This window comes from Novosphingobium sp. 9U, from assembly GCF_902506425.1.
GTDB lineage: Bacteria > Pseudomonadota > Alphaproteobacteria > Sphingomonadales > Sphingomonadaceae > Novosphingobium.
Genome location: NZ_LR732543.1, coordinates 1 through 1,176 on the forward strand (window position 1 = coordinate 1; position 1,176 = coordinate 1,176).

A 1,176-nucleotide genomic window follows, 5' to 3' on the forward strand; every position below is an offset into this window, starting at 1 on the left:
AGCGATAGTCAAGCCGCACGCCAAGCGTACGCCGTCCTTCTCCCGAGACATATTGGAGATAGCTGCCGGCCGGCGCGAAGGTGATCGTCTGGATGCGCGAGACGAAGATCTTGTCGAAGATGTTGCGCCCGTAGACGCTCAGGCGCACCCGCCCATCAGCCGCGCCGATGCCGATCGACCCGTTGAAGATACCATAGGCGGGGATGATTGTGTTGGGGTTGCCCGCCACGGACCAAGCGCTGCTGCGATGGTAGTAGTTGGCGTTCGCGAAGAACTTCATGCGCTCGCTGAGGTCGATCGAATAGTCTCCGTTGATGTTGAAGGTCATTTTCGGAGCCTGGATCGACGGCAGTCCCGACACGTCGTTAACCGTGCCGGTGCCCAGCACGTAGCAGCCGCGGCCGGGTGCGGAGAGACGCGGCTGGCCGCTGTAGCAGGGCGCGAGGAAATCCTGGTACTTGGTCGGCGCATAGGACGCGTTGGCGCCCAGGGTCAGGTTGGGGGTGACCCGGGCGATGACTTCGCCTTCGATGCCGCGCGACAGCACATGCGGTGCATTGGCCAGCACCGAACGGGTGATACCGTCGGCCCCGACCTGCGAGACCGTGGTCTGGAAGTTGTTGAAACGCTCGTGGAAAAGGCTGAGGTTGACAGTCAGGCGCCTGTCGAACATCTGCGTACGGGCGCCGATTTCGTAGTTGACGACCGTTTCCTTGTCGACCGGCCGCAAAGATCCGATGGAGGTGCCCACCGCCGGCGCCTTGTAGCCGGTCGAATAGGTCGCATAGAACATCGCGTCCTCGAACGGCTTATACTGCAGGGTGACCTTACCCGAAAAATCGCTGGCCCTGCGCTTTGCGCTCACCGCTGCCGGCACGCTGCCCAGGAAAGTGTAGATCGGGTCGGTCGTTGGGAAGTAGCTGGCCTCCACCCGATCGCGCGTGAACCGCCCGCCACCCACCACGGTGAAGCGATCAGTTAGGTGGATATTGCCTTCGCCGAAGAGTGCGAAGCTGCGGATCGACGACGGATAGTTGGCGTCGGCAGCAACGAGTGCGGCAGACAGCGTGTTGGGCGGCAGGGTCATGTTGCGTACGCCGCCCGAGCGCTCCGCCGCATTGGTCTTGGCGTCATAGAAGAATGCGCCGACGACATAGTCGATCAGGCCGCCCTTCG

General features: G+C 62.5%; 1 protein-coding gene. It reads right to left on the reverse strand.

Annotated elements, in window-relative coordinates; all coding sequences use genetic code 11:
• Positions 1–1,176, reverse strand: a 1,176-nt coding sequence (locus GV044_RS21755) for a TonB-dependent receptor (RefSeq protein ID WP_159874560.1), incomplete at both ends; no start/stop codon positions are given.